Origin of the sequence: Brevibacterium sp. R8603A2 (genome assembly GCF_023072605.1) — a bacterium.
GTDB lineage: Bacteria > Actinomycetota > Actinomycetes > Actinomycetales > Brevibacteriaceae > Brevibacterium > Brevibacterium pityocampae.
The window spans coordinates 1-3170 of the sequence record NZ_JALLGN010000030.1 but is presented as its reverse complement, the minus strand read 5'-3'; the positions used below and the strand labels follow the sequence as shown (position 1 = coordinate 3170).

The following is a 3170-nucleotide window of genomic DNA, read 5'->3' as shown; positions in this document are numbered from 1 at the left end:
TCCATGCTCGACTACCAGACCCCTGCCGAGATCGAGGCCACACATTTCGCCGAGAACCAGACCATCGGCAACGCAGCCTGAATACAGAACAACCGTTCAGCCTCAACTAAACCCGGGATTTGACAGAACCGCCGGTTCGGTGCTGTGCTCTCCTGGCCTCGGTGCTGTGTGCGGGCCTCAACGAAGGGGCGGTTCCAGAGGAACCGCCGGTTAGATACTCACTCATGGGATTTGCGTTCCGTGAGTGGGCCTCAACGAAGGGGCGGTTCCAGAGGAACCGCCGGAGTGCGCGCCGGTTGGCGGTTCCCCATGTGTCGGTGCCTCAACGAAGGGGCGGTTCCAGAGGAACCGCCGGGTTTCCAATCTTGGATGCTGTCTAAGTGGTGTCCTACCGCCTCAACGAAGGGGCGGTTCCAGAGGAACCGCCGGTAATCAAAGAGTTTGACGAAGACACTTTGCATAAAGCCTCAACGAAGGGGCGGTTCCAGAGGAACCGCCGGGCCGGTATCACCGCTGGGGCGGACATGGAGAAGTCGCCTCAACGAAGGGGCGGTTCCAGAGGAACCGCCGGGTGATCCCTCCGCCGCCGACGAGGGCGATTGCGAGCTGGCCTCAACGAAGGGGCGGTTCCAGAGGAACCGCCGGCGTTCCTCGCGATGGGCGACCCCAGCCCGTTCGACCTGCCTCAACGAAGGGGCGGTTCCAGAGGAACCGCCGGGCAGGGGAAGCCCCGGCTCACCATCCGAACGGAGGTCGCGCCTCAACGAAGGGGCGGTTCCAGAGGAACCGCCGGGCCAGACACCCGGGCGTTGCCCAGTTGCGTGCCGCGTTCCGCCTCAACGAAGGAGCGGTTCCAGAGGAACCGCCGGTCGGCTGCGGTGACCTCCTCCTCGACCTCGTTCATGCCTCAACGAAGGGGCGGTTCCAGAGGAACCGCCGGGTGATCGCGTCGGTGGACCTCGGCACCGCCACGGTCGGGCCTCAACGAAGGGGCGGTTCCAGAGGAACCGCCGGGTGACGCCGGTGTCGTCGAGGCGGGTCTCCTCGAAGCCTCAACGAAGGGGCGGTTCCAGAGGAACCGCCGGCGGCTGCGATGGCGTCGTGCTCCTCGGGAGTGATCGCGCCTCAACGAAGGGGCGGTTCCAGAGGAACCGCCGGCCGATGGCTGCGGCGATGGTGTCGTCGTGGGCTTCCTCGCCTCAACGAAGGGGCGGTTCCAGAGGAACCGCCGGCAAGGTCACATGGTCTCTCACCGACCCGCCGACCCAGCCTCAACGAAGGGGCGGTTCCAGAGGAACCGCCGGGTCAAGCTCCCGCCGGGTCACCAATCTGGAAGCGCCGAGCCTCAACGAAGGGGCGGTTCCAGAGGAACCGCCGGATGCCCGCCTCCGTTCGATCTCCGCGCTGATCGCCCGGCCTCAACGAAGGGGCGGTTCCAGAGGAACCGCCGGAGGACGAGCAGTGGTAGATCACCGCTGTGAAGATGCCGCCTCAACGAAGGGGCGGTTCCAGAGGAACCGCCGGAGCGAACCAAATTCATCATATCTGACCTGCGCTGACGAGCCCCTCCGCGAGCACTGCACGGAATCTGCTCGGTGGCATGGTCTCCTCTTCGAGCTGTATCAGCGAAGTTGCGTCTGACCAGCAAGAATGCGATTCGAGAGCTCAGCGGCGTGTCGTGCTGCACCGCAGTGCTCGCAGGCACCCCGAGGCATGAACCCATGTACGTCGGATCGCCGAGCAGTATCAGCAGCTAGAGAATGATTGAGGTGTCATCGGTGATGGTCCTCACTGCGCCGATGTATGAGAAGACAGAATCATTGAGCGATCGTCTCAGTCCCAGATCGCAGAAGAGCACGGAGTCCTCCTCCGCGTCGATGATCGAACTGACCTCAGATCGCAATCGAAGCAACTTCGCCGGTGCGACATCGACGACGAACACGCTGTACTGGATCCGATCGCCGTATCGGCTCAGTGCTTTCGCCAGCCGGTAACGCCTCCGGTCGTCGGGCACGTCGTAAGCGATGAGCGATCGGCGCGCATCGTCGCGGCTCATCGCACGCGCACCCCGGTGTACTTCTCTTGGCTCCCGTCGAGAACTCCCAACACCATCCGGGCCTGGATCTCCAGCGTTCGTCTCCACGTAGCCGAGTACCGGAAGACTGGGTGCACGATCTCAGTGCTGAGACGTCTTTCGAATGCGGAGAGAAGTCGTCTGCGCCCTTCATCGGTGAGCCTTGATGTTCCTAAGCGCGCGTCGAAGTGTTTCAATCGGATCTCGCCATTATTGATCAGCCTCAATACGACGGAATCGGCGATTGGTGCCCTGAACTCCTCGATCAGATCGAGTGCGAGCGCAGGTTTGTTCCGATGCGAACTGTGAAGGAAGCCTGCGTGGGGGTCGAGGCCGCACGCGACAATCGCTCGGATCATCTCTGCCGTCAGCAGCGAATAGGCGTAATTGAGCATGCTGTTGATCGGATCCGACGCTCCCCGACCGGTCCGGCCGTTCCAAGTAGCCAAGAGCGCTGCGGAATCCGGACCTCGAACGATGTGGGTGAACTCCCCGAAGTACACACGAGCAGCATCCCCCTCGATTCCGAAGAGCTCCCTCACTCCAGAGGCACTTCGGGCACGTGCTTGCAACCGGCGCAAGCTGTCGACTGCGGGACTCCGTTTCAGGGTCCGACGCAGAAGTGTCGCCTGATTGGCGATCTTCGATGCGACCATCTCGGATGCGATGTCGACTCTGCCGTTCGCGCTTGCAACGTGCTGGGCGACTCGGTGCAGTCCATTGGCGGATCGAGCCGGACGGGACCATGAGTACACGCGGCCCGTTCCAGAGCACCAGACGATCGACTGATCGCGCCAAGCCAGCTCGCGGACCAACGCGCTGGAAAGATCGATGTTGCCGTGGACGACGAGACCCATGATTCGCTCGAGCGGGACGTCCCCTAGGGCGTGTCTGACAATGATGTGGTTCGCTGGCTGAGAGCCTGGGAGCATGTCGAGATTCCAACTGCTCACGGATGCTCAATGGTCTCTGATCGCTGACTTGCTGCCTGCTCCGACCGGCCGCAGGGGCCGGCCCTTCGCTGATGCCCGCCAGATGGTCGAGGGCATCATCTACCGCTACCGATGCGGGATCGCCTGGCGGGACCTGCCCGAGA

General features: G+C 63.0%; 3 protein-coding genes and 1 CRISPR repeat array. Of the genes, 1 reads left to right on the top strand and 2 read right to left on the bottom strand.

Annotated features, from left to right (window positions below; translation table 11 throughout):
• Nucleotides 1–99: 99 nt before the first annotated feature.
• Nucleotides 100–1524: direct repeats of the CRISPR family, unit length 36 nt; unit sequence GCCTCAACGAAGGGGCGGTTCCAGAGGAACCGCCGG.
• 229 nt (nucleotides 1525–1753) lie between these two features.
• Nucleotides 1754–2056: a CRISPR-associated endonuclease Cas2 gene (gene cas2 / locus MTQ12_RS14705; protein ID WP_247619211.1), complete on the bottom strand. Its 303-nt coding sequence runs from the start codon at nucleotides 2054–2056 to the stop codon at nucleotides 1754–1756.
• Entirely contained in the window at nucleotides 2053–3006 is a 954-nt protein-coding gene (cas1, locus tag MTQ12_RS14700) for a CRISPR-associated endonuclease Cas1 (protein WP_282599431.1), read from the bottom strand. Before cas1 ends, cas2 begins: the two co-directional genes overlap by 4 nt.
• On the opposite strand from cas1, the gene MTQ12_RS14695 reads away from it, so the two are divergent.
• The coding region (locus MTQ12_RS14695; RefSeq protein WP_247619212.1) for a transposase at nucleotides 3005–3170 on the top strand (166 nt) is incomplete at its 3' end. The genes cas1 and MTQ12_RS14695 overlap by 2 nt on opposite strands.